The 249-nt window shown below is 42.2% G+C and carries 1 pseudogene; it reads left to right on the top strand.

What is annotated here, in order from left to right:
• Positions 1-249 (top strand): annotated as a pseudogene (locus EQG61_RS13845) (hypothetical protein); the annotation flags it as partial.

Below are 249 nucleotides of genomic sequence, written 5' to 3'. Positions count from 1 at the left end.
CTCCTGCAGGTAACTATACTTTGGTATACCAAATCTGTGAAATCTTAAACCCAACTAATTGTGATACGGCTACTGTAACAGTTACTGTGAACGCTGCTCCTATCGTAGCTAACGACGATAACGGTTCAGCTAACGGTTATACGGGTGGTACTGCTGTACCTAATGTGTTGGTAAACGATACCTTAAACGGTCAACCTGTTACTTTGGCGCAAGTGAACTTAACACAAGTTTCTACAACAAGTCCGAATG

The organism is Flavobacterium stagni (assembly GCF_004122105.1).
Lineage (GTDB): Bacteria > Bacteroidota > Bacteroidia > Flavobacteriales > Flavobacteriaceae > Flavobacterium > Flavobacterium stagni.
Note: the sequence above shows the minus strand (reverse complement) of the source record. Positions and strands in the feature narration are given on the sequence as shown.